This is a genomic window from Selenomonas sp. oral taxon 892 str. F0426 (assembly GCF_000468035.1).
Classification (GTDB): Bacteria; Bacillota; Negativicutes; order Selenomonadales; family Selenomonadaceae; genus Centipeda.
Genome location: NZ_KI260540.1, coordinates 138,649 through 156,806, shown reverse-complemented (window position 1 = coordinate 156,806; position 18,158 = coordinate 138,649). Strand labels below are relative to the sequence as shown.

15 protein-coding genes, 1 tRNA gene and 1 pseudogene are annotated in these 18,158 nt (G+C 58.6%); 4 read left to right on the top strand and 13 right to left on the bottom strand.

Annotation, left to right across the window (positions count from 1 at the left end; all coding sequences use genetic code 11):
* Positions 1–257 precede the first annotated feature (257 nt).
* From HMPREF1992_RS07670 to HMPREF1992_RS07650, 5 genes are all read right to left on the bottom strand, one after another.
* Complete coding sequence (locus tag HMPREF1992_RS07670; RefSeq protein ID WP_021685316.1) at positions 258–2,174, bottom strand: TonB-dependent siderophore receptor; 1,917 nt, start codon at positions 2,172–2,174, stop codon at positions 258–260.
* The gene (locus HMPREF1992_RS07665; RefSeq protein WP_021685315.1) at positions 2,171–3,220 is read right to left on the bottom strand and encodes an ABC transporter substrate-binding protein; all 1,050 of its coding nucleotides are present in this window, start codon (positions 3,218–3,220) and stop codon (positions 2,171–2,173) included. The genes HMPREF1992_RS07670 and HMPREF1992_RS07665 overlap by 4 nt, the downstream gene beginning before the upstream one ends.
* Entirely contained in the window at positions 3,217–3,990 is a 774-nt protein-coding gene (locus HMPREF1992_RS07660; RefSeq protein WP_021685314.1) for an ABC transporter ATP-binding protein, read from the bottom strand. The genes HMPREF1992_RS07665 and HMPREF1992_RS07660 overlap by 4 nt, the downstream gene beginning before the upstream one ends.
* Positions 3,987–5,018, bottom strand: a complete 1,032-nt coding sequence (locus HMPREF1992_RS07655; RefSeq protein WP_196801395.1) for an iron ABC transporter permease — start codon at positions 5,016–5,018, stop codon at positions 3,987–3,989. The genes HMPREF1992_RS07660 and HMPREF1992_RS07655 overlap by 4 nt, the downstream gene beginning before the upstream one ends.
* Positions 5,019–5,180: 162 nt before the next feature.
* Entirely contained in the window at positions 5,181–5,813 is a 633-nt protein-coding gene (locus tag HMPREF1992_RS07650; RefSeq protein WP_021685312.1) for a hypothetical protein, read from the bottom strand.
* 212 nt (positions 5,814–6,025) lie between these two features.
* Between HMPREF1992_RS07650 and HMPREF1992_RS07645 the strand changes: the two genes are divergently transcribed.
* Positions 6,026–7,453 carry an aldehyde dehydrogenase family protein gene (locus HMPREF1992_RS07645; RefSeq protein WP_037359050.1) on the top strand — a complete coding sequence of 476 codons (1,428 nt, stop codon included), beginning with the start codon at positions 6,026–6,028 and terminating at the stop codon, positions 7,451–7,453.
* Between the two features lie 59 nt (positions 7,454–7,512).
* Here HMPREF1992_RS07645 and HMPREF1992_RS07640 read toward each other — a convergent pair whose 3' ends face one another.
* The 4 genes from HMPREF1992_RS07640 to HMPREF1992_RS07625 all read right to left on the bottom strand — a co-directional run bounded on the left by HMPREF1992_RS07640 (position 7,513) and on the right by HMPREF1992_RS07625 (position 11,898).
* Positions 7,513–8,001: a pyridoxamine 5'-phosphate oxidase family protein gene (locus HMPREF1992_RS07640; protein ID WP_021685310.1), complete on the bottom strand. Its 489-nt coding sequence runs from the start codon at positions 7,999–8,001 to the stop codon at positions 7,513–7,515.
* 63 nt (positions 8,002–8,064) lie between these two features.
* Positions 8,065–8,140: transfer RNA gene (locus tag HMPREF1992_RS07635), tRNA-Ala, on the bottom strand.
* A gap of 54 nt (positions 8,141–8,194) precedes the next feature.
* The gene (locus HMPREF1992_RS07630) at positions 8,195–9,952 is read right to left on the bottom strand and encodes a 1-deoxy-D-xylulose-5-phosphate synthase (RefSeq protein WP_021685309.1); all 1,758 of its coding nucleotides are present in this window, start codon (positions 9,950–9,952) and stop codon (positions 8,195–8,197) included.
* Between the two features lie 191 nt (positions 9,953–10,143).
* A complete protein-coding gene (locus tag HMPREF1992_RS07625) occupies positions 10,144–11,898 on the bottom strand; it encodes a 1-deoxy-D-xylulose-5-phosphate synthase (RefSeq protein WP_037359046.1) in 1,755 nt (584 codons plus the stop codon).
* A 156-nt stretch (positions 11,899–12,054) separates the two neighbouring features.
* Between HMPREF1992_RS07625 and HMPREF1992_RS07620 the strand changes: the two genes are divergently transcribed.
* Positions 12,055–12,618: an acyl-CoA thioesterase gene (locus HMPREF1992_RS07620; RefSeq protein ID WP_021685307.1), complete on the top strand. Its 564-nt coding sequence runs from the start codon at positions 12,055–12,057 to the stop codon at positions 12,616–12,618.
* 258 nt (positions 12,619–12,876) lie between these two features.
* On the opposite strand, the gene HMPREF1992_RS07615 is transcribed toward HMPREF1992_RS07620, so the two are convergent.
* Positions 12,877–13,365, bottom strand: a complete 489-nt coding sequence (locus HMPREF1992_RS07615) for a methylated-DNA--[protein]-cysteine S-methyltransferase (RefSeq protein WP_021685306.1) — start codon at positions 13,363–13,365, stop codon at positions 12,877–12,879.
* A gap of 143 nt (positions 13,366–13,508) precedes the next feature.
* Between HMPREF1992_RS07615 and HMPREF1992_RS07610 the strand changes: the two genes are divergently transcribed.
* Together HMPREF1992_RS07610 and HMPREF1992_RS07605 are read left to right on the top strand one after the other, a co-directional pair.
* Positions 13,509–14,177, top strand: a complete 669-nt coding sequence (locus HMPREF1992_RS07610; protein WP_021685304.1) for a VWA domain-containing protein — start codon at positions 13,509–13,511, stop codon at positions 14,175–14,177.
* A gap of 188 nt (positions 14,178–14,365) precedes the next feature.
* Positions 14,366–14,974, top strand: coding sequence for a transcriptional regulator (locus tag HMPREF1992_RS07605; protein ID WP_021685303.1), 609 nt, complete (start codon positions 14,366–14,368; stop codon positions 14,972–14,974).
* Positions 14,975–15,486: 512 nt separating this feature from the next.
* Here HMPREF1992_RS07605 and HMPREF1992_RS07595 read toward each other — a convergent pair.
* The 3 genes and pseudogenes from HMPREF1992_RS07595 to HMPREF1992_RS11225 form a co-directional block, all read right to left on the bottom strand.
* On the bottom strand, positions 15,487–16,059 hold the full coding sequence (locus tag HMPREF1992_RS07595; RefSeq protein WP_021685301.1) for a hypothetical protein: 573 nt from the start codon (positions 16,057–16,059) through the stop codon (positions 15,487–15,489).
* A gap of 139 nt (positions 16,060–16,198) precedes the next feature.
* Positions 16,199–17,515: a YgcG family protein gene (locus HMPREF1992_RS11340; protein ID WP_021685300.1), complete on the bottom strand. Its 1,317-nt coding sequence runs from the start codon at positions 17,513–17,515 to the stop codon at positions 16,199–16,201.
* A gap of 12 nt (positions 17,516–17,527) precedes the next feature.
* Positions 17,528–18,158 (bottom strand): annotated as a pseudogene (locus HMPREF1992_RS11225) (hypothetical protein); the annotation flags it as partial.

Here is an 18,158-nt window from a genome sequence, read left to right as displayed (position 1 = left end):
CACATAGATTCGTTATAATAAAGTATAAAGGGGCTGTTGCAGGAAGCTAGAAAACTTCGTGCAACAGCCCTTGTCTATGGCAGCGGTATCGCTACAAGCGCCCCTTCCACCGCTACGCGGTCCCCCTCCCCCGTGACGCACGGGGGAGGCTAGAATTATCGAATCTTAGCTTCCCCCGTCAGAGCGGGGGAAGTGGCGAGTGCAGCGAGCCGATAGGGGCGTTCGTGCAACAGCCCCTTTTGCGTGCGATGGGGAAATCAGAAATTGTACGTTCCGCCAAGGATGAAGTGACGGCTCGGCGCGGCATATGCACCAAGCGTCGTATAGCCGATGGTCTCATAGCTCTCATCCGTGAGGTTCAGTGCCTTCAGATAGACCTTGAACTCCGGCGAGATGTGATAGTTCACGCCGAGGTCGAGCGTCAGATAGCGGGAATCTGTAAAGCGCTCTTTGCTGCGTCCCGTTACATAGTTGAGGTCGAGATCGGCGTCCCATTTCCCCTGCGTGTAGGAGAGTCCGAGATTGTAGCCGTTCGGGCGGGTATTTGTGGAGAGGTAGCCTTTATAGCGGTCGGTAGATTCGACGTGTGCATAGCTGTATGCGGCGCGAATCGTCCACATATCGCTCGCCCGATAGCGTGTGCTCAGTTCCATCCCACGCCGATCCTCACGCTCCGTGTTGTAATAGCTTGTGCGTCCGCTCCATACCCAGTTCAGCGCGTTTTTCACCTTGCTGCGGTAGAGGCTAGCGGACACATTCCACTTGCGCGTGATCTGACTGTCAGCACCGATGGTGAAGGTGTGGGACTTCTCCTGCTTGAGATTCGGGTTGCCAAGCATGAACGCTGTATTGGCATGGAGCATCTTGAGCGTCGGGTTGTTGACTGCCTGTCCCCACGAGATGTAGGCGTGCGTTTTGCGGTCAAACTTCTTGTTCAGGCTGATGTGCGACGCGACATCGGAGCCGTATTCGTTGTGATGCTCTAAGCGCGAGCCGAGTTTGAACGCGTAGCCGTGTCCGAGCTGCCAGTCGTCTTCGAGGAAGAGTGCCTTGGTTGTGGCGGACACATCAAGCGTTCCGCTGTTCTCCTCGTGCATCTTGTCACGCGCCCAGAGGACTCCCGCGACGAGCATATTTTTATTGCCGAGCATCCAGAGTTTTTGTCCCTCGAAGGTATCGCGGCGGAGGTTGTGGGTGTAGGGGGACGGTCCGAACGAGGAATCAAAAGGACCGTCGGCATTCGATGTGCTGTGATAGTAGCGCAGGAACGTGCCCTCGCCGTCCTTTTTCGCGCCGAACATATAGCTTATGCCGTATACACTGTCCGTCGTACGTAGACGGGATTTGTAATAAGGGATGCCTTCTTTCGGGTCGCCGAGGAAAATGCCATAGCCGTCGTCTGCTTCATGGCGGCTGTAGTCCACGGTCAGGCGGTCGTTGCCCATGATACGGTCATAGGCGATGTTATAGTCTGTATGCTCAATATCACTGTTTCCGAAGGTGCGTTTGTTTCCTTCGGCATTTTTATACTGGAAATCCTTGCGGCGCTCATGTGCTGCGCCGATACGGATCATATTCTTTTCATCGCCGCCGCTGACGTTTATCCCCGCACGTTTCTCACCCCACGAGCCGAGCTGTATGTTGACGGAGCCGCTCGGTTTCCCCGCCGCCGGACGCTTCGTGATGATGTTAACCACACCCGAGACGGCGCGTTCGCCGTACAGCGAGGAGTTTGGCCCGCGCACGATCTCGATCCGTTCCACCTCGCCGATGGCAACCTGATCAACGTTGATTGCGTTATCATCGCCGCTGACCATGAGGTGATCCCAGTTGACCTTTTTGCCGTCCACCATGACGAGGACGCGTGTGTCGCCGTTGATGACCGGGTAGGCGGCAAAGCCCTTCTGCACGATGTTGATGTTTGCACCCTTGAGGGCATCGGAGACACTCTTGTAGTTGCCGCGCTCGATCTGCTCCTCCGAGATCAGCGTGACATCCGCCGGCACGTCGCTGATTGCCGTCTCGCTGCGGCTCGCCGTGACGACGATATCGTCCAGTGTGTAGGACTGCATCGCTTCACCTGCTGCCTCCTCCGCACTTGCCGGTGCTGCTGCACAGCCCATGCCAACGGTGAGTGCGCCCGCAATCAGTCCGCTGAGTATTGATTTTTTCATCTTTTCATCCCTTCTAATTCATCCCTGAGGGCATCCAGCCCTGCGGCTATATCTTCAAGCGCCGTGATACAGCGCCCATTCCCGTTGTTGACATCGGAAAAATTCACGATGATGATGCGATTTTCCCGTACGGCTTTCATATTTTGGAGATTTGGATCGCCGCGCAGCTCCGCGCGTGCCTCCTCCTCCGTGCAATCCTCCGGATTCACATAGATGATGACCTCGGGCGCAAAGCCAAGGACGCGCTCGGGACCGACGGCGCGCATCTGGCGGTCGACGATGTTGTCCGCCCCCGCCTTGCGTGCGATGTCGTCGATGATGTAGGCAGGGCCGTACATGCTGTAGAGACTGCTGCCGTGCGCCTGTAAGATCATCGCAGTATAGCGCTGTCCGCGCGCCGCTGTCCGTGCCTCCACAACGGCGACGCGCTCCTTCAGCCCTGCGGTATACGCCGCCGCACGCTCCTCCACACCGCAGATATGACCCATATCTGCGATAAACGGATAGACCGTTTCCTCTAGGCTCGGGTGTCCCTTGCGCACGGTGGCGGGGACAATGTACGCACCGATGCTGCGGTCGAAATAGGAATAGACATCGCCAAGCGCCTCGGGCGTAAAATGATGCGACCACCCGATGATGAGATCGGGGCGGAGCGCCACAACCTCCTCACGGCTCGGGACGTAGGGCGCGGCAAGAATCGGAAGTGCCGCGTATGCGTCTGCGTAGGCGGGCGGCTCTGCACCGTAGGGTGCAATCGTTCCGATGATGCGATCCGAAAGGCCAAGGTCGATGAGCAGCTCCGTCGCCCCCGGGTAGGAGACGAGCACGCGCTCCGGTGTATGGGCGAGTGTGAACGCAGCAGGACGTCCCTCACTGTCCGATGTTGTGTATGCAATGCCGTCCGACACCGTGTCCCTCGCGTACGAGCCGCGCCCATCGGTCGCCGCGAGCGATAGGATGAGGGCGCTGAAGGCGAGCAGGGGGAGGAGGCGCAGCATATTAGTGATGCGGCGGAGTGTCCTTCCCTTTGTCTGCGTCGCATTCATGGCATCTGCTCCGTGCGGTAGTCGACAAGCGGCAGCCCCGCCGCATCGTAGGTAACGTTTGCACGCACGCCGTAGATGTGTGCGAGCATTTCCTCTGTGATGATGTCCCTCGGCGTGCCGATCCGTTCGATGCGCCCCGCCTTCATGACGACGAGGAGGTCGGCGTACATCGCCGCGAGGTTGAGGTCGTGGAGCGCGGCAATCACGCCGATACCGAGGCTTTTGACCAGCTCAAGTATATGCAGCTGATACTTGATGTCGAGATGGTTTGTCGGCTCATCGAGGATGAGCAGCTGCGGCTCCTGCACGAGACAGCGCGCGAGCATGACGCGTTGCTGCTCGCCGCCCGAGAGTTCATTGAAGGAGCGCTCGGCCGCGTCCGTCATGCCGACGCGCGCAAGCGCCGCAGAGACGAGTGCGCGATCCTCCTCCGTGTCCTCCTCGAAGCTCTCCTTGTACGGAGCGCGTCCCATGAGGGCGATCTCCTCCACGCTGAAATCAAAGTCGACGGCGTGGAACTGCCCCATGACACCGATCTCCTGTGCCGCCGCGCGCAGCGGGATGTCCGCAATCGGTGTGCCATCCATCGTAATCTTTCCCGTCTGTACGCGGTGGACGCGGTAGAGGTGCTTCAGCAGGGTGGACTTGCCGCAGCCGTTTGGTCCAAGGAGTGCGACGAAGCGATCAGCGGGGAGATCGGCGGTGATGCCGTGCAGGATCTCCTTTGCACCGATGCAGAATTTCAGACCTTCGATGTGAATATTTTTCATCGTCCGCCTCCGAAGTTTCCGCTGCTGCCGAAGAGCAGCTTCATGAAGAGCGGTGCGCCGATGAGTGCGGTGATGATGCCGATGGGCAGATCGCCCGCCGGCAGGAGGGTGCGTGCGAGCAGATCGGAGGCAACGAGGAACATTGCGCCGACGAGGAGTGCGGCGGGCAGCAGCCGACGATGGGACGCACCCGTAAACGCACGCACGAGATGCGGGACGACCAGTCCGACAAAGCCGATGATGCCGCAAGTTGCGACGAGGACACCCGTGAGGAGTGCGAGGAGCCCCATGTAGAGACGTCGTTTTGCACTCGCATCAATGCCGAGCGTCACGGCCAGCTCCTCGCCGAGTAGGAGCACATCGAGTGTGCGCAGCTGGGAGAGAAAATAGATGGTGAGCGCGGTGACGATGAGGACGGGGAGGAAGAGGCTGTGCCACTTCGCATCAGCAAGGCTGCCCATCGTCCAGAACGCCGCCGATTGCATCCCCTCCGCGTCCGCCGCCATATAGACGATAAAATTGGTCGCTGCGACGCAGAGTGCGCTGATCGCCGCACCCGCGAGCACGAGCTTCACGGTCGAGACGCGCCGATGAATCCCCGCGAGCATGAGGACGGCGAGCGTCGCAAGGATTGCCCCGAGGAAGGCCGCGCCCGGCACACCAAAGGGGATTGCCGCCGTCCCAATGAGGATCGCGAGTGTTGCGCCGACGGATGCGCCCGAGGCAATGCCGAGGATGAACGGCTCCGCAAGCGGATTCTGCACACTCGCCTGCATGACGACACCCGCAAGCGCCAGTCCTGCCCCTGCCGTCATTGCGAGCAGGACGCGCGGCACACGCAGCGACCATATAATGTCCGTGAGCGCAGGATCAACGGCGGGGATGCGCCCCGCGAGCTTTGCCGTGATGATGGCGAGCGTATCGGCGAGCGGCACGGAGACACTGCCTGCCGATATTGCACAGACAGCTGCGAGGACGAGAAATATGGTGAGCGCGAAGGGCGAGGAGAGTAGTTGGCGGATAGGCAACGCAGGCTCCTTTCTGAGAGTACATTGAAACGTTCTTAAAAGCGAATGATATTCATGTTGAGAATACGGCATTTTATAGTCGCTGTCAATGAAAATCTTTCGCAAAATAAAATCCGCCTGCACCGCGCGGGTACAGACGGGAAATGGGAGGTTTGGGAAGTGTTATGCGTCGAGGTCGATGTCGAGGACGCCCGCCGCATAGGAGGCGGCCTCATAGCGCTGAATGAGTACGTGGATGTGGCCGTCGGCATCCATGTAGATGTCCTTGGGCGCCGTTTCAAGCGCCTTATATCCTTCGGGAGCGCCGTTCTTCGGCTCCGTGAGGCGGCGGTTCAGCGCGTCCAGCGTATAGCGACCGGCACGATCCTTTCGATCCGACATCTGCTGCACGTCGTCGAGGGTGAGAGCCTTGCCGTCGGACAGGCGGAAGAGATAGCCGCGCGTGTAGGACATCGGAGGTGCTGCGCCCTCTTCGGAGATGACCTGCTCCGTTTTCAGGCTGAGCAGGTCGCCGCTGCTGTTTGTGATCTTGTACCTCATCTGGGCAGAGGCCTTTTTGCTGCCCATGCGTGCCATATCGATTTCCTGCATGAATGCCTTTACATCGTCCTCGATCACGGTGTTGATGCGCTGCTGTGCGTCAGGTGCGTCGGTTTGGACGATGGGATAGGTGAGGACTGCGCCCTCGCTGGTCTCCTGTCCGTCTGTGACGGTCGGCATGGCAAGTGCCGCGCCGGAGAGCATTGCTGTCATTGCCGCGGTAAGCGCCGCGGCGCGCAGAGTTTTCTTCATCATGGTTCCTCCGTTGTTCTCTAAGGGATCAGCGATTCCTTAATTATTATCGACGAATGATAGTGTAGCAGATCGAATGGAGGAGGGCGTAAGGATAGCGTTATATATCCGTAAAAATCCGGCGCCTGTGATTTCTTGATTTTTGGAAGAAGTGTCCCTATAATGAAAATAAAAAGACAGCCAATATGAACCGTTTTCGGAGGGAGACCGATGAAATGAAGACCATCAAAATGTTCATCGACGGCAGACGCGTCGCGGGGGAGGACACGCTTCCCGTCCACAACAAGGCGACGGGGGAGCAGATCGCCGAGATTGCCGCGGCAGGCGAAAAGCAAGTGCGTGCGGCAGTGGATGCAGCGGAGCGAGCCTTTCATGAGGCACGGCTCAGTCCCTACGAGCGTTACGAGATCCTCATGCGCGCGGCAAACCTCATGCATGAGCGCCGTGAGGAGTTCGCGGCGACACTCTCAGCGGAGGCGGGCAAGCCGATCCGCGACGCACGCGGCGAGATCGACCGCGCCTATCAGACTTTCATCCTCTCGGCGGAGGAGGCGAAGCGTCTGCGCGGTGACACCGTACCGATTGCGGGTGCACCGGGGTGCGGAGGCCGCATGGCGTTCACGATCCGCCGTCCGCTTGGCGTCGTCTGCGCGATTACGCCGTTCAACTTCCCCGTGAACCTTGCGGCACACAAGATCGGCCCGGCGCTTGCGGCCGGCAATACCGTCGTCTATAAGCCCGCATCGGCGACCCCGCTTACGGCTTCACTCCTGTGCGACGTGTTTCAAGAGGCGGGGCTTCCTGCGGGCTGCCTCAATCTCATATATGGGGCAGGAGAGTCGATCGGGGGTATCCTCACAGCAGATGACCGTATTCGGATGTTCTCGTTCACGGGCAGTGTGCCCGTCGGCAAGGCGCTTCATGAGGCGGTGGGTTTTCGCCGTATCTCGCTCGAACTTGGATCGAACTCCGCGAATATCGTGCATGAGGATGTGGATGATATCACGTGGGTTGCCGAACACTGCGCACGCCATGCGTTCGTGAATGCGGGGCAGGTCTGCATCTCCTGCCAGCGTGTCTATGTATCGCGCAGCATCTACGAGGAGTTCTGTACTGCGGCAGTTGAGGCGGCACAGAATTTCCAGAGCGGCGATCTCATGGATGTGCACACACAGATCGGCCCCATGATCTCCGAGCGAGAGGCCCAGCGCATCGAGGAGTGGGTAGATGAGGCGGAGGATGAGGGGGCGCGCGTGCTCACGGGCGGCAATCGACGGGGTGCGTTCTATGAGCCGACTGTGCTGACGGACGTTACCCCAGCGATGAAGATTGTCTCCGAGGAGACCTTTGCGCCTGTCGTCAGCATCATCCCCTATGATACGATAGAGGAGGCTGTTGCAGCGGTCAACGATACGCGCTACGGACTGCAGGCAGGCGTCTTCACGCACTCCCTCGCTGTCGCGAACTACTGCGCTGAGCACCTCGAGGTCGGCGGCGTCATCATCGGTGACGGCGCAACCTTCCGCATGGACAATATGCCCTACGGCGGCGTCAAGGACAGCGGCATCGGCCGCGAGGGACCTGCCTATGCCATCCGTGAACTCACCGAGGAGAAGCTCATCGTGTTGAACATCGAGGGATAGATGTTGTTGCTCCGTCAAAAAACGGTCACGCAATATGCGTGACCGTTTTTGTCGTTGTATTATCTTTTCTCTGTGAGGACACGTCCCTCTTTGCCCGTCATGTGGGCGATGCTCATCTCGAGCATACAGAACCGCTCCCATGTACGGTCGATCATCTCGTTGTGCTGCTGCTCAGTATTGTCGGGCGCGTATTTGAGGGAGAGCTTGCGGACGGCAATACGCTTTTCCTCCTCGTCCTCGATGATGCGGATGCTGCCGAAGACAATAACGCTGCGGTATGCAGTCGTGTATTTCTCGGGGATGACCTCATCCTGATCGATCACGGCGAAGGATGCGTTCGGATTCCGCTGGATGGCGTCGATCTTATGCCCCTCGAGCGCACTGTGGAAGTAGATGTGCTCGCCGTCATAGACGTAGCTGATGGGCACGGCGTATGGGAATGCCTTGTCACCCGTGAGGGCGAGTACGCCTGCCGTTCCGCGCAGAAGCACAGCCTCCGTCTCCTCTGGTGAAAGCTGCTGTACCTTGCGGCGCATTTTGTGGAACATCACGCACCTCCATATCAAAAAAAGGAGGATATCCGAATGGATTCCTCCGTATATGGTCAAAAATGGTGGAGACGAAGAGGATTGAACTCTCGACCCCCAGATTGCGAACCTGGTGCTCTCCCAGCTGAGCTACGTCCCCGTGACTGACAAGGGACATTATAACGCGCACACGGGGAAAATGCAAGCGGTTTTTTTACCGCATCTCACGCAGCACATCCGCTGCGATCTGCTCGGCGGTGAGGTGATACTCACGCGCAAGGGCGGCGGGGGTGTAACGGTTGAAGAACTTCTTCGGCAGACCGTAGTTCTTCACGCGTACACTGTCCTGTGCTCCGTAGAACGCGGCGACCTTCTGACCAAACCCGCCGTCGAGGATGCCGTCCTCGACGGTGAGGATGAGGCGGTGCTTTGCACGAAGCGAATCGAGCAGCTCCGCATCAAGCCCCGAGAGATAGAGCGGATTGATGACGGTCGCATGCAGCCCTTCGCGCGCGAGTTCCTCTGCCGCTGCGGACGCGAGCGCGGCGAAGTTGCCGACGCCGATGAGCGCGACATCCGCGCCCTCGGTCACCACGATGGATTTGTTCAGCGTGCCGTAGTCCGCACGCACCGGGTAGGGGCTTTCATCGTAGCCCGTGTACGGCATGCGGATCATGACAGGGTGCTCGCGCTGCTCGACCGCCCAGCGCAGGACGGCGATGTGCTCGGCGACGCTCGTCGGCGCGAGATAGACGAGGTTCGGGATGTTGGAGAAGATGGAGATGTCATAGAAGCCGAGGTGCGTCACATCGGTCGAACGGTAGAGCGATGTGCCTGTCGCGAGAAAGACGGCGGGGCTGCGGTTGATCGCAACATCCTGCGCCATTTGGTCGTATGTGCGCTGAAAGAAGCTGCTGTATGTGCCGAAGATCGGGCGTGCGCCGCCGCGCGCGAGTCCGGATGCCATAGCGACGGCGTGCTCCTCGGCGATGCCTACGTCAAGATATTGGCTGCCGAGCTGTGCGCGGTCGGCGGGGCTGAGGTTGATGCCGCCGACGATGCCTGCCGACAGGTAAATAAAATTCGGGTGCTTTTTCGCCGTTTCCAGAACGAAATCCACGGTTGCTGCAGCGTATGGGTCGGGCTTGGCAGGCTTCTTGGCGATGCCGTTTTCAAGATGAAAGGGTGCATGACGGTGCCAGCCCTCGGGATCCGCCTCGGCGAAGGTCAGCCCCTTGCCCTTTTGCGTATGAATATGGATGACAATGGGGTGCGGCGTGTCCTTGACTGCGCGGAACACGCGAATGAGCTCCTCGACGTCGTTGCCGTCCTTCACATAGCGATAGTCCAGCCCCATTGCGCGAAAAAGGTTGTCCGGTGCAGTGCCGTTTGTCTCACGCAGCTCTTTGAACTTACGGTACATTCCGCCGTGGTTCTCAGAGATGGATTGGTCGTTGTCATTGAATACGATGATGAAGTTCGTGCCCAACTCACCGACGACGTTCAGACCCTCGAGTGCCTCACCGCCCGACATCGAGCCGTCGCCGACGAGCGCAACAATGTTCTCCGTACCGCCGGCGAGATCGCGTGCTTTTGCAAGTCCAGAGGCGAGACTGATGGCGGTCGAGGTATGCCCTATGTTGAAGATATCGTGTGTGCTCTCGTCCGTGTTTGTGAAGCCGGAGACGTCGCCGTATTCTGCCTCGTTGACGTATGCACCGGCGCGTCCTGTAAGCATCTTGTGGGGGTAACACTGGTGGGACACGTCGAAGACGATCTTATCGCGCGGTGAATCAAACACCGTGTGGAGTGCGATGGTCGCTTCGATGATGCCGAGATTCGGTCCGATGTGCCCGCCAATGAGGCTTGTGCGGTGGATGAGTGCCGTACGCATCTCCTCTGCGAGGAGGCGTCGCTGCTCGGCAGTATAGCCCTTGATGTCCGCAGGGCTGCTGATATGTTCAAGATACAAGGCGGATGCCCTCCTAGGTTGACATTTGTGAATGAACCGTTCTCATTATAGCATAAATTCTGAGAAAATAGCACGATCGGATAAATTTTAGTTATTTTCCAGACAGAACAGAAAGCAAAACGCCTCGGAACATATCTCCGAGGCGTTGTACAGGTATTATTCGATGTGGGGCGCAATTCATTCAGCGCGTATCACCGCAGTGTCGCCAGCGTATCCGCGGCGATCTGGTCGGCGGTGAGGTGGTGCTCGCGCGCAAGCTCGGCGGCGTCGTAGCGGTCGTGGAACTCCTTCGAGAGTCCGTAGCAGCGCACGCGGACGGCTGCGTCCATGCCGTAGAATGCCGCGACCTTCTGCCCGAAGCCGCCGTCGAGGATGCCGTCCTCGAGCGTGAGGATGAGGCGGTGCTTTTCCTTGAGGCGGTCAAGGAGGGCGGTGTCGAGACCCGAGAGAAAGATCGGACTCACGACGGTCGCCTTGATCCCCTCTGCCTCAAGCTGTGCGGCGGCAGCGCCCGCAAGCGCGGCAAAGTTGCCCGCACCGATGAGGGCGACATCTGCGCCCTCCTGCACGACCTGATATTTGTTCAGCGCACTGTAGTCTGTGCGCACGGGATAGGGGCTTTCCTCATAGCCGCCGACCGGCATGCGGATCATGACGGGATGGCGCGTCTGCTCCACCGACCAGCGCAGCACGGCCTCATACTCCGGGAGGCTTGCGGGTGCGAGGAATACGAGGTTCGGAATGTTCGCGAAGATCGGGATGTCGAAGAAGCCGAGGTGCGTCACATCGTTCATATAGTAGATGGACGCGCCGACGGAGAGAAAGACGGCGGGGCTGTTGTTGACAGCGACATCCTGCGCCATCTGATCGTAGACGCGCTGGAAGAATGTGCTGTACGTGCCGAAGATCGGGCGCGCGCCGCCGCGTGCGAGTCCCGATGCCATCGCGACCGCGTGCTCCTCGGCGATGCCCACGTCGACGTACTGACTGCCGAGTTCCGTGCGATCCTTGGGGGAGAGTCCGATGGCGCCCATCGTACCCGCCGCGAGAAAGACGATGTTCGGATTTGTCCGCGTCTGTTCCTTGAGGAAGGCCTTTGTCGCCTCCTGATATGGATCCGTGTATGGATGTTTCAGCGCGCCCGTTTCCATGTCGAATGGCATACGATAGTGCCAGGTCTCGGGATCCTCCTCGGCAAACTGGTAGCCCTTGCCCTTCTGCGTGACGATATGCACAACGACGGGCTTTGTACTGTTCTTGACCGCAGAGAACGCCGCAATCAGTGCCTCGCAGTCGTTGCCGTCCGCCACATAGCGGTAGTCGAGTCCCATCGCGCGGAAGAGGTTGTCCTCCGCTGCGCCGTTTGTCTCGCGCAGCTCCTTGAACGTGCGGTACATCCCGCCGTGGTTCTCTGCGATGGAATGCCCGTTGTCGTTGAATACAATGATGAAGTTCGTCTCCATCTCACCGACGACGTTCAGCCCCTCAAGTGCCTCGCCGCCCGACATGGAGCCGTCGCCGATCAGGGCGATGATGTTCTCCCTGCGCCCCGCGAGATCCCGCGCCTTTGCAAGACCCGAGGCGAGACTGATCGAGGTCGACGTGTGGCCGATGTTGAAGAAGTCGTGCGGGCTTTCCTCCGGATTCGTATAGCCCGACACCTCGTCGTACTGCGCCTCGTTGATGTACGCCTCCACGCGTCCCGTCAGCATCTTGTGCGGGTAGCACTGGTGCGATACGTCATAGATGATCTTGTCCGTCGGCGAGTCAAAGACCGTGTGCAGTGCAATGACCGCCTCAATGATGCCGAAGTCCGGACCGAAATGCCCGCCGTGAATGCTTGCACGCTTTAGGAGTGCGTCGCGCATTTCCTGTGCGAGCACTCTGCGCTGCTCCGCCGTATAGCCCTTGATGTCGGCGGGCGATGTGATCGTTTCCAAATACATAGAAATCCCCCTTTGCAAGATCATTTCCCTGAGCGAATTATATCACCGAAATGTACATGAATGTCAAGGAGCGTAGCAAATGCAACGGATTATTTTCAGAGAGCAGTGGTAAAGTAAACGCCGAAACTGTGACAGAAATTTTGATGGAGGATACATATGAAGGAATGTAAGATGAAGGGCAGCCGCATTGTCATCAGTGAGGTCATGATGCCGAGTCAGACGAACCCGAACGGGAATGTGCACGGCGGCGAGATTATGAAGCTGATGGACTCGGCGGCGTATGCGGCGGCGCGGCGCTATGCGCGTTCGAACGTGGTCACGGCGCGCGTGGATGAGCTGGAGTTCCATCTGCCGATCCGCATCGGCGATCTCGTCGTTGTAACGGCAGACATCGTCTACGTCGGGCACAGCTCGATGGAGGTTGCGGTCAACGTCATCGTCGAGGATCTGGACGACGGCGGCGATCCGCAGCTCGCGCTCTCGGCGTACTTTACCATGGTTGCACTCGACCGCAATGCACGTCCGAAGTCCGTGCCGCCGCTCACGCTCGATACCGAGGAGGCGCGTGCCGCGTTCGAGGAGGGCAAGCGCCGCTACGCAGAGCACAAGGCACGCAAGCGCCGCACTGTCACACCTGCGGGCGGCTGCGTCTGTGAGGCCATTGCGCAGCAGACCACGGCGGCGAACGAAGCGCACACGCCGAACGAAGCGAAGAAGTAAAAACAGCACTTCGTATATTGTAAACGAAAAGGGGGTGTTGCACGAACGCCCCTATCGGCTCGCTGTGCTCGCCACTTCCCCCGTTGTGACGGGGGAAGCTAAGATACCATAATCCTAGCCTCCCCCGTGAGACACGGGGGAGGGGGACCGCGTAAGCGGTGGAAGGGGCGCTTGTAACGATATCGCTGACATAATGGATAAGGGGTGTTGCACGAAGTTTTTGGCTTCATGCAACACCCCCTTTCTTGTGTGGGGGATTTAGTCGATTGCTCCTTCGAGTTCTAGCAAATACTCCTTTTTGTCCAGTCCGCCCGCATAGCCCGTGAGGCTGCCGTTTGCGCCGATCACCCTATGGCAGGGGACGATGATCGAGATCGGATTGCGCCCGACCGCGCCGCCGACCGCCTGCGCCGACATACGTTTTCCTGTCTTTTTCTCAAGACGTTTCGCGATCGCCCCATAGTTCGTCGTCTCCCCGTATGGGATTGTCCGCAGGATCGCCCATACCGACATCTGAAACGCCGTGCCTGTGGGATTGAGCGCAGGGCTGAAGTCTGGCTCCTTGCCGTCGAAATACAGATCGAGCCACCGCATGACATCTCCGAACAGGGGGAGGTCTTTTTTGCGCCCTGGCGAAAGATCAGGGAAATCTCTCTCCCCATCGAAGTACAGCCCCGTGAGTGCCATGCCGTCACTCGTAAGCGTGATCCCGCCGAGCGGGGAATTGTAGTGTGCTGTGTAGATCATTGGAATCCCTCCTGCTGTTATTCTATTATAGAAGAAAAGTGTCCTTTTTCAAAATGTCGCCTGTCATGCGACCACCCGTCCTCGCTTCCCTGCTATACTCGACACCATAGAAGAGGTCACACAGTATAGAGGAGGAGATCATCATGGCAGAGGCAAAGACGAACGGACAGACGGAACTCGTATTCATCTTGGATCGGAGCGGGTCGATGGAGGGGCTGGAGAGCGACACCATCGGCGGATTCAACGGCATGATCGCGCGGCACAAAGGGAACGGGGGGGATGTGCTCGTCTCGACGGTGCTCTTTGACCATGAGGACGCGGTCATTCATGACCGCGTGCGGATCGCAGAGGTGCCAACGCTCACGGACAAGGAGTACTACACGCGCGGCTCAACGGCTCTGCTCGATGCGATGGGCGGCGCGATCCACCACATCAAAAACGTGCACAAGTACGCCCGCCCCGAGGATCGTCCCGCACGCACCATGTTCATCATCACCACCGATGGCATGGAGAACGCAAGCACGTGCTATACGGCGGATCAGGTGCGTGCGATGGTGAAGAAACAGGAAAAGGAGGCGGGTTGGGAGTTCGTCTTCTTGGGGGCGAACATCGACGCAGTGCAGGTCGCAGGCGGACTTGGCATTCACGCCGAGAATGCTGTCGAGTTTGCCTGTGACGCGGCGGGGGTGCGCGAGAACTTCGCGTCGCTTGCGGAGATGACCTGCGCATTTTCTGCGGTGGGCGAAGTGCCGACCGGATGGTCGGAGAAGATCGGTAAGCACCTCGCAAAGAAGAAGAGAGGTCGCCGCTGAACGAGAACGAAAAGCTTCCCCTGCTGCAGCGGGGGAGGTGGCGAACGAAGTGAGCCGGTGGGGGCGCTTGCTGCGATATCGCAAATATCAACAAGGACGGTTGTATCTGTGGTAAATCAATGAAAACAAATCTCTTGCAGGGACAAAACCCCTGTGTTAAAATTTTATGAAAAGAAACTGAGAGGGGCATGTCCATGATACCGCTGCACAAAACGCCATCTGCAGAGCTTCTTGCAAAGATTCGCCGCTATATCGCCGAGCACCTGCTCGATGTCGGTGACGTGATTGAGGAAGCACAGTGCAAGATGCAGCATCCTGCGCCGCGCCCCTTTGAGGAGGTGCGCGAGCGGCACGGCATTGCGCGCAGCCCCGGCGTACATGAAGAGCCCCGCGCATTAGGCGTCCAGCCTCCCTGTCTGCATGTTGGTCTGGACGGCATTCTCTCGCGCCTCAAGAGCAAACTCGACAAGCCGAAAGAAACTTTCTCCGAACGCCTCCTGCGCCTCATCAGCGAGCGCGGTATGACCGATGCGGAGGCGTACAAGCGCGCGGGCGTTGATCGCAAGTATTTCTCCAAGATTCGTAACGGACAGGCACCGTCCGCGAAGGTCATCTATGCATTTATCTTTGCACTCAGGCTGAACATCGACGAGGCACGGGATCTCCTCGCGAGCGCGGGGTACAGCATCTCGCCGGCAAGCAAATTCGATCTCGTCATGGAGTTCTGCATCATGGAGGGCTACGATATCGACACGGTGAACGGAATCCTGTACGAGATGGGGATGGATGTGCTGTGACGTGAGACTTTTTACTATACCGATAAAGAAAATGTCGCCCGCTGGGCGACCTGCGGCGATGGATGTTTTGCTGGAATGAGCATAGATGAAGGCGAAAACGTTAGGAGGGGAGTGTGGGTGAACGATGGATATGATGCGGGAGGAACACAGGGGCGGAGTGCTTTGCTGGCGTGACGAACGTCCTTGATTCCTTAAGGAATCGGGCATTGTCAGATTGGAGGAGACGAACATGGCTGCTTTTCTGTATTTGGTCGCCGTTTTGATCGTGTTTTGTCTTTGGTCTGGGATGATCCTATGCATCCTTGCCGCTTTTTATATGTTGACCAAATGGATGGGACGCTCTCTATACAAGCGTCTTCGTCCACGGACGCTGTCTGAGCCGCAGCCGCATTATTTCAGGCTTCCTGATGGACGAGTACGCTATCTCCCGTGAATCCTGTGGAGAAAATCAGATATGTTCTTCCACATAGAAAAACCACCCTTTACGGGTGGTTTTTTGTGTGCACAAATACTCAGATCTCGCTGCGGAAGTGGATTGCCTGAATGATCCCTGCGCCGTCGATGTCGAAGGTGAGCGTAGCGGCTTTGTCGTCAAATGCGTAGGTGCAGGCGGTGAGCCCGTCCTCGTTTGTCTCGGAGAAGGAGGGTTCGCCGTACATCTCCTCGATGTCCTCGTAGCTCTTTCCGACACGGAGTCCGCTGAGGGTGCGGACGCTCTGCCCCATGACATCATAGCTCGTTATGGTGAGGTCGCCCGCATCGCGCGTGTCCTTCGCTCCTGTGACGGCGCGGAAGACGAAGGGCTCGGCACCGTTGAAGGTAAAGGTGACGAAGCGCATGCCGTCGCCTGAGGAGTCTTTCTCCTGGTAGTCATCCGCAAGTCCTGCGCGGACGACTGCCCTGCGGGCATCGCCGAGTGTGGATTTGCGCGGTTCCAGTTGATTCTGTCCGCCCGTAGCCGTATCATCCAGAACAAGTGTCGCCTCCCAATAGGTCATACCGTGGGCAGATGCTGTCGCCGCACTGAGGAGGATGCCTGCGGCAAAGAGGGCAGTGCAGAGAAGACTGAGGAATCGTGTTTTCATGATGATCGCTCCTTTGTGAGAGTTTTTCTAGACGCTCAAGGCGACCCTTGCCCTTATGTCAGCGGTATCGCTGCAAGCGCCCCTTCCACCGCTTACGCGGTCCCCCTCCCCCGTACCGACGGGGGAGGCTGGGACTTTCCTAATATTTCCCACCGCCACCGCCGTGATCGCTGTCACTGCTGGAAGAGGTGATGTGGGAACCGGAGGACGAGGGTTTTGGCTCATATTTCGCCCGCCGGGATTCTGAGGTGCGGATATGGGTGTCCTTGCTGTGTGTGATGCGGACGCTCGTGTATGAGAGGTAGTCATCCGCCTCGGAGGCGTGCTCGGTGGTATCCATCCCCTCCTCAAGGTAGGAGGAAATCGAACCGTGGACGAGCGCTGCGAGGAGAAGAGCCGTGCCGAGAATCCCGACGATCGCCCATGGATCGAGAGGGATGTACGGTTTGCCCTCCTTCTCGTAGTAGGTCAGCATCTCGTCCACGGTGGCGGCAAATGCGGTGTATGCCTTGCCGTATTCGTTGTCCTTGAGATCGGGGACGAAGCTGTCTGCGAGGTACTCGATGCCGTATTCATCGGTGATGCGCTGGCGCATCTTGTTGTCGGTGGAGACGTAGAAATCACGGTCTTTCGGCGCGAGGAGGAAGACGATCGTGCCGTTCGCACCGCCATCCATGATCCGATCGACGGCCGCGTTTGCGATCTTGCCGAGGACTTGCCCGTGCGTGTCCTTGACGTTGCCGACGAGGATGCGTACGCCGTGTGCTTTTTCAAACGCGGCGATGCTGGCATCGAGTGCCTGCTCCTCTGCATCGGTGAGGAGATCCGCCTCGTCCATGACGCGCACCGCTCCGATGGGGGCGGCATCCGCGCCTCCGCGCGCCACGGCGGCAGCGACTGCGCTGAGGACGCCCGCTCTGGTGAAGGGGCGCTGCTCCCGCTCGTAGTAGGTTAGGATCTCATCGACGGTCGCAGCGTATGCATTGCATGCGTCTGCATATCGGATTTCTTTGAGGGCAGGCAGGAATTTCTCCGTGAGGTGTTCGAGTCCCTCATCAGAGATGCGTGTGCGCATCTTTCCATCGGTGATGAGGTAGTAGTTCCTGTTCTCCGGTGCGAGGAGGAGGAGAATGGCACCGTTCTCGCCGCCAGCGGCAAGATCGCTGGCGATCATCTGCCGCGCGAGCGGTTCGAGCGGCTTGTCCTTCCAGTCCTTGACCGTTGCCGCGAGGATGCGGATGTGGTGTGCGTCCTCAATCTTCTTGAGTTTCGCGTCGAGCCGCATCATCTCTGCATTCGTGAGGATGTGGATCTCGTCGATGACGCAGGACTCTCTGAGTCCCGGTACCTCCGGCGCTGCCATTGCCTTTTGCGGCAGGGTGAGGGCGAGGAGGCTGAGGCAGAGGAGGAGCAGCGCGAGAAGTGCACTACGTCCGTGTTTCATTTCGTTCATCATGTGCCGTACCTCCTACCAGTCCAAGATCAGCCACCCGATCCAGCAGGTGATGAGAAAGACGAGGACAGCGGGCACGAGGGGGTAATAGCGTTCCTTGAACTCGTCCCGCGGCAGTGAGGAGCTGACGACTTTGCCGGTCTGTCCGTTCATCATGAATGTGTACGGCTTTCCCTTGTAATTCGTGGTAAGGATCCAGACGGGCAGCATCGCATAGCGAACATTTCCCTCTTCCTTATGGATCAGCGGCGCGCCCTCGGGGGTGACGTTGGTGTAGTTCTTGACGCTGGTGGCGAGCACCCAGGAGGCGCTCTCTGCGAGACGGCTGTCGGCACGCGGCAGGGACTCCTTCACATCGACATCGTACTTGTCCGCGAGGTGTCCTGTGAAATATGCGGCGGAGAAGGGAACGAGATCCTTGTAGTCAAATGGCTCGATGCTGTCCATGAAGGAGTCGTCCATGCGCTTGCTGGCATCGACGGGGATCCCGTGGAACGTCATCTCGCCGCTGCGCTCGCAGCGGTAGTGGGATATTTCGGTGACGGTCTCATTCGTTGTTTCGCGGGTGTTCGTGAGCTCCGCATTGAAATTTGCATCGACGTTCACATGTGCGTCGAACAGCCAGAAGGGGACGTACATGGACTGG

What these genes read in the sequence shown, in the direction of transcription:
- HMPREF1992_RS07670 (WP_021685316.1), bottom strand. Translation starts at nt 2,174, where the DNA reads ATGAAAAAATCAATACTCAGCGGACTGATTGCGGGCGCACTCACCGTT.
- HMPREF1992_RS07665 (WP_021685315.1), bottom strand. Translation starts at nt 3,220, where the DNA reads ATGAATGCGACGCAGACAAAGGGAAGGACACTCCGCCGCATCACTAAT.
- HMPREF1992_RS07660 (WP_021685314.1), bottom strand. Translation starts at nt 3,990, where the DNA reads ATGAAAAATATTCACATCGAAGGTCTGAAATTCTGCATCGGTGCAAAG.
- HMPREF1992_RS07650 (WP_021685312.1), bottom strand. Translation starts at nt 5,813, where the DNA reads ATGATGAAGAAAACTCTGCGCGCCGCGGCGCTTACCGCGGCAATGACA.
- HMPREF1992_RS07645 (WP_037359050.1), top strand. Translation starts at nt 6,026, where the DNA reads ATGAAGACCATCAAAATGTTCATCGACGGCAGACGCGTCGCGGGGGAG.
- HMPREF1992_RS07640 (WP_021685310.1), bottom strand. Translation starts at nt 8,001, where the DNA reads ATGTTCCACAAAATGCGCCGCAAGGTACAGCAGCTTTCACCAGAGGAG.
- HMPREF1992_RS07625 (WP_037359046.1), bottom strand. Translation starts at nt 11,898, where the DNA reads ATGTATTTGGAAACGATCACATCGCCCGCCGACATCAAGGGCTATACG.
- HMPREF1992_RS07620 (WP_021685307.1), top strand. Translation starts at nt 12,055, where the DNA reads ATGAAGGAATGTAAGATGAAGGGCAGCCGCATTGTCATCAGTGAGGTC.
- HMPREF1992_RS07615 (WP_021685306.1), bottom strand. Translation starts at nt 13,365, where the DNA reads ATGATCTACACAGCACACTACAATTCCCCGCTCGGCGGGATCACGCTT.
- HMPREF1992_RS07610 (WP_021685304.1), top strand. Translation starts at nt 13,509, where the DNA reads ATGGCAGAGGCAAAGACGAACGGACAGACGGAACTCGTATTCATCTTG.
- HMPREF1992_RS07605 (WP_021685303.1), top strand. Translation starts at nt 14,366, where the DNA reads ATGTCCATGATACCGCTGCACAAAACGCCATCTGCAGAGCTTCTTGCA.
- HMPREF1992_RS07595 (WP_021685301.1), bottom strand. Translation starts at nt 16,059, where the DNA reads ATGAAAACACGATTCCTCAGTCTTCTCTGCACTGCCCTCTTTGCCGCA.
- HMPREF1992_RS11340 (WP_021685300.1), bottom strand. Translation starts at nt 17,515, where the DNA reads ATGATGAACGAAATGAAACACGGACGTAGTGCACTTCTCGCGCTGCTC.